The sequence below is a fragment of the Bacteroidota bacterium genome, assembly GCA_034723125.1.
Classification (GTDB): domain Bacteria; phylum Bacteroidota; class Bacteroidia; order CAILMK01; family JAAYUY01; genus JAYEOP01.
Genome location: JAYEOP010000033.1, coordinates 1 through 5,836, shown reverse-complemented (window position 1 = coordinate 5,836; position 5,836 = coordinate 1). Strand labels below are relative to the sequence as shown.

Below are 5,836 nucleotides of genomic sequence, written 5' to 3'. Positions count from 1 at the left end.
GGATAAAAAAACAGAATAAAAATGATACATTCAACAATAACTAATAATAAAATCAGCGAAAACCCGCGTAATCCGTGTTATCCGTGTTCTATTTGATTAAAGATAAATAAATGAAAAACGAAAACCAAAATATCGAATGGAAAAGTATTTGGAAAGATGAATACTTAAAATGGATTTGTGGTTTTGCCAATGCCGAAGGCGGTACTATGTATATTGGCGTTGATGATAATGGAATGGTAATTGGCATTAAGAACCACCAAAAATTATTGGAAGATTTACCCAATAAAATACGCGACATTCTGGGCATAATGATAGAAGTAAATTTGCGTTCAGAAGAAAATAAGCATTTTATTGAAATAATTATTGAACCGTATTCAACCCCTATTTCATATAAAGGACATTTTTACTATCGTTCCGGCAGTACTATTCAGGATTTAAAAGGACCTGCATTAGAAAAATTTTTATTGAAAAAAATGGGTAATAAATGGGATGGCATTATAGCCCACGGTTTTAGTTTTGACGATTTGTCGGACGAAGCTTTTGAAATTTTTCGTAAAAAAGCCAGAAAAAGCAAAAGAGTTCCTGATGAAGATTTGAATGACACCAACGTAAATCTTCTAAAATCGTTGGGCTTAATTTCTGATACTGAACTAAAAAGAGCTGCCGTTATTGCTTTTGGCAAAAATCCGGAAAAATTGATAACAGGAGCTTATGTGAAAATCGGTTTTTTTAGAACCCATACCGATTTATTGTATCAGGACGAAATTCATGGAAGTCTTTTTACACAAGTGGAAAAAACTATGGATTTGCTTTTAACCAAATATATGAAAGCACATATAACTTACGAAGGACTAACCCGTGTAGAAACTTACAATTTTCCTGAAAAAGCTATGCGAGAAGCATTATTAAACGCTTTGATACATAAAGATTATTCAAGTGCTAACCCCATACAAATAAGCGTGTATGAAGATTGGTTAATGATTTATAATAATGGTGATTTGCCAAGGGGTTGGACTATGGAAACTTTAAAAATAAAACATACTTCTGAGCCGGCAAACCCGGATATTGCCAAGGCATTTTTTAGAGCCGGATATATTGAAACATGGGGACGTGGAACAGTAAATATTGTAGAATACTGTACGCAAGCAGGTTTGCCGGAACCTGTTTTTGAAGGTAAATGGGGCGGAATAGCTGTTATTTTTACAAAACATCCTAATAAGAAACCATGGGAAGTTATGAGAGAAAAATCGGAAAAAGACCTAGAAAAAGACCTAGAAAAAGACCTAGAAAAAGACCTAGAAAAACTATTATCTATAAATGAAAAAAGGATTTTTGAAATAATTTTTGAAAATCCTAAAGTAACTACTCGTGAATTATCGTCAATCGTTGAGATAAATGAGAGAAATATTCGTAAAAATATTGATAAATTAAAAAGTAAAGGATTTATTGAAAGAATAGGTCCCGACAAGGGTGGGTATTGGAAAGCAATTACTAAGAAATAGTATTGAAACCTTCGGTGTATTTAATTATTTGAAATAATGGAACACAGATGATGATAGAACGTAGATTACGCGGATAACGCTGATTTACACAGCCTGCCCCGTCTTTTCGGAAGATAAAAAAATATAAATCAAAAATAATAAGGAAAAATAAGAATGATACATTTTAAAAATATAAAAATAAAATCCGCGATAATCCGCTCAATCCGTGTTATCCGCGTTCTATCGAAAACTGTGTTTATTTTGCTTTTACTTTATGGATGCTCAACCGAAAAGATAGAAAATAATGCTTTATTTATCTCCCCATCTGGAAATGATAATTGGTCAGGGAAATTAGCCGAACCAAACAAAAATAAAACTGATGGTCCGTTTGCGACTTTCCAAAAAGCACAGGAAACAATTCGTGAATTAAAAAAGACAGATAATTTTCCTGCCGATGGAGTAACAGTTTATGTACGTGAAGGAAATTATTCAATATCAAAAACAATCAAATTTACCACAAAAGACTCGGGAGAAAAAAATGCTCCAATTACCTGGTGTTCCTACAATGATGAAAAAGTAATTTTTTCAGGTGGGAAAACAATATCAGGGTTTAAAAAAATCAAAGATGCCGATGTTTTAAAACGAATTGAAAAAATTTACCATGATTCAATACTGGTTTGTGATCTCGCACATGCGGGATTAATACCGAAAGAGTTAACTTTTAATCGGCATAAACCGCTGGCAATGGAATTGTTTTTTTATAATGAAGCAATGACACTCGCCCGTTATCCAAACAAAGGTTGGTTAGAAATTACTGATGTGCCACAATTCGGAGAAAAACTGATTTATAAAGGAAATGTGCCTCATATACGTTTTGACATTCCGGTTGGAAAGCATTATGGCAGGTTTAAGTACGAAAATGAACGACCGGAACATTGGCATAAAGCAGATGATATTTGGATGCATGGATATTGGTCGTGGGATTGGTCGGAGACTTATAATAAAATAGAAAAAATTGATGTTATCAAAAAAGAAATCTATCCGGCAGCTCCATACAATGGTACAGGTTACACTAAAGCACAACGGTTCTATTTTTTAAATGTTCTCGAAGAGTTGGATTCTCCCGGAGAATATTACATAAATCGAAAAACAGGAGAAATATATTTTTGGCCACCTGAAAATATTAATAAAGCAGAAGTTACAGTTTCTATCATGAAAGAACCTTTTTTTGTTTTAGAAAACACTTCATACATTAATATTGAAGGCATTACCTTTGAATGTTCACGAACCACAGCAGTCAAAATTATTGGCGGTAATAACAATAAAATTGCCGGTTGTGTTTTTCGTAATCTCGGTAATGTAGCTGTTATTATTAATGGTGGCAAAAACAATGGAATTTTAAGTTGCGATATTTACGGAATTGCCGGTAGCGGAATTAAACTGACCGGTGGCGACCGTAAAACGTTGACACCGGCAAACAATTATGCTGAAAACAATCATATCCACAATTTCGGAAGAGTTTTCAGGACTTACAGTCCGGCAATTAGTATGAACGGAGTGGGCAATCGCTTATCTCATAACTATATTCATGATTCGCCTCATGCCGGTGTGCTTTTTAGTGGAAACGAACACATCCTCGAATTTAATGAAGTTCATGATATTGCCAAAGAAACCGGTGATGTAGGTGCATTTTATATCGGAAGAAACTGGACTTGCCGTGGCAATATAATTCGCTACAATTATTTCCATCACCTTTTTGGGCCTGGACTACATGGCGTTCGTGCGGTTTATCTTGATGATTTTACAAGTGGAACAACAATATTTGGTAACGTTTTTTACAAAGCAGGAAGAGCTACATTCATTGGTGGCGGAAGAGATAATGTTATTGAAAACAATATTTTTGTAGAATGTGAACCTTCTGTTCAGGTTGATGCCCGTGGTTTAAGCTGGGCAAAATATTTTTTTGATAAATCAAGTAAAATTCATGTCAGTACGCTATTCGATGGAATGGATGCGGTAAATTATTGCCAACCACCTTACAGCGAAAAATATCCCGAATTGTTAACCCTTTATGATGATGACCCGGCAGTGCCGAAAAACAATAAAGTTGTTCGTAACGTTTCTTTTGGTGGAAGATTTATTGATTTGTATGATGGTGTTAATTTTGAAATAGTTGAAGTAAAGGATAATTTAATTGGCGATACAATAATATTGAGAGAAAGCGAAGAAACTGACCAATCGGATAATTTTCAAATTTTTAAATATGGTCATGTCGGGACAATGGAAATCATGAAAGGAAATAAATTTTTAAAAGAAAATCCCGGTTTTGAAAATATTACAAAAGAAAAATTCCAGTTGAATGATAATTCCCCTGCTTACAAACTCGGGTTTAAAAAAATACCGATTGAGAAAATTGGATTGTACAATGATGAGTATAGAACACAGATGACTATGAAATAGAACACAGATAACAATGGAACACAGATGACGCTGATTACACAGATTTGCACGGATAAATAAAAAAAGAAATAAAAATGACACATTCAAAAATAACAAAAAGTAAAATCCGCGAAAATCCGCGTAATCCGTGTTATCCGCGTTCTATTGGAACGCAGATGACGCAGATTACACGGATTTGCACAGATAAAAAATTAATTTACTAAAAATAAGGAGAAATAAAAATGAAACATTCACAAATAACTGAAAAAATAATAAAAGCGTTTTATAAAGTTAACAATACACTTGGCTATGGTTTTCTGGAAAAAGTATATGAAAATGCTATGATAATTGAATTGCGTAAAATGGGACTTTTGGTGTCGCAACAAAAAAGAATCAAGGTTTATTACAAAAATGAAGAAGTTGGAAATTATTATGCAGATTTATTAGTTGATAACTCTGTTATTGTTGAGCTAAAGGCTGCTAAAAGTCTTTGTGAAGAACATGAAGCCCAATTAATAAATTACTTAAAAGCTACTGATATAGAAGTAGGATTGTTACTTAATTTTGGAAAAAAAGCTGAATTCAAAAGAAAAATATTTTCAAATGACAAAAAGTAAAATCTGCAGAAATCCGCGAAATCCGTGTTATCCGCGTTCTATTGGAACACAGATGACGCAGATTACACGGATTTGCACGGATAAAAAAAATGAAAATGATACATTCAAAAATGACAAAAAATAATATCTGCGAAAATCCGCGAAATCCGTGCTATCCGCGTTCTATTGGAACACAGATGACGCAGATTACACGGATTTGCACAGATAAAAAATTAATTTACTAAAAATAAGAAGAAATGAAAATGACACATTCAAAAATAACAAAAGATATAAATCAGCGAAAATCCGCGAAATCCGTGTTATCCGCGTTCTATTGGAACACAGATGACGCAGATTACACGGATTTGCACGGATAAAAAAAATGAAAATGATACATTCAAAAATGACAAAAAATAATATCTGCGAAAATCCGCGTAATCCGTGCTATCCGCGTTCTATTGGAACACAGATGACGCAGATAACGCTGATTTGCACAGATAAAAAATTAATTTACTAAAAATAAGGAGAAATAAAAATGATACATTCAAAAATAACTAATAATAAAATCCGCGAAAATCCGCGAAATCCGTGTTATCCGCGTTCTATAAAAATGAAAAATTATATCAGAAAATCAAAAATATTCTTTTCGTTTGCCGTAATGGCTTGCTTTATTTTATCAGGATGCTCAAATCCAAAAAATCAGGAAAGCACTGATGATGAAAAAACCATTGCTGCCGACACAAATGTCTTTGAAGGAAATTTCTGGAAAAATCAGGCATTGACTGATATTATGCCATACTGGGCAAAACATTCCCTTGATACTGTTGACGGTGCTTTTATCACTAATCTCGACAGAAGCTGGAACCAAATTAAAGGAACAGAGAAACATCCGAGCATGATTTCAAGAAATGTTTTTGGTTTTTCTGTTGCTTATCTTTTTACAGGTGAAGAAAAATATTTGAAAATTGCTTCCGATGCTGTTGATTTTCTTTTGGAACATGCGTGGGACAAAGAATATGGCGGATGGTATAATCGTCTCGACAAACAGGGAAATTCGCTCGATTCCACAAAAAATACCTTTGTGCAATTTTATACAAATACAGGATTATCATTGTATTATTTGGTTACTCATGATAAAAATGTACTTGAATATATTGAAAAATCAAACGAAATTGCAGAGACAAAAAGACAAGACACTATAAATGGTGGATTCTTTGATGTTTTAAACAGGGATTTAAGTGTAAAATCTTATGGTAAAAATTTCTCATCAGCAGTTGTTCCCGTTTCCAGCTATATGCTTTATCTGTATCTTGCCACAAG

At 33.5% G+C, this 5,836-nt stretch carries 4 protein-coding genes; all 4 read left to right on the top strand.

Translation table 11 applies throughout. From position 1 onward, the window contains the following. Positions 1 to 110 precede the first annotated feature (110 nt). Positions 111 to 1,502 carry an ATP-binding protein gene (locus tag U9R42_01275; GenBank protein MEA3494645.1) on the top strand — a complete coding sequence of 464 codons (1,392 nt, stop codon included), beginning with the start codon at positions 111 to 113 and terminating at the stop codon, positions 1,500 to 1,502. A 240-nt stretch (positions 1,503 to 1,742) separates the two neighbouring features. Next, positions 1,743 to 3,941: a right-handed parallel beta-helix repeat-containing protein gene (locus U9R42_01270; protein MEA3494644.1), complete on the top strand. Its 2,199-nt coding sequence runs from the start codon at positions 1,743 to 1,745 to the stop codon at positions 3,939 to 3,941. A 221-nt stretch (positions 3,942 to 4,162) separates the two neighbouring features. Further along, positions 4,163 to 4,537, top strand: coding sequence for a GxxExxY protein (locus tag U9R42_01265; GenBank protein MEA3494643.1), 375 nt, complete (start codon positions 4,163 to 4,165; stop codon positions 4,535 to 4,537). A 589-nt stretch (positions 4,538 to 5,126) separates the two neighbouring features. Then, on the top strand, positions 5,127 to 5,836 hold a 710-nt coding region (locus U9R42_01260), incomplete at its 3' end, for an AGE family epimerase/isomerase (GenBank protein ID MEA3494642.1).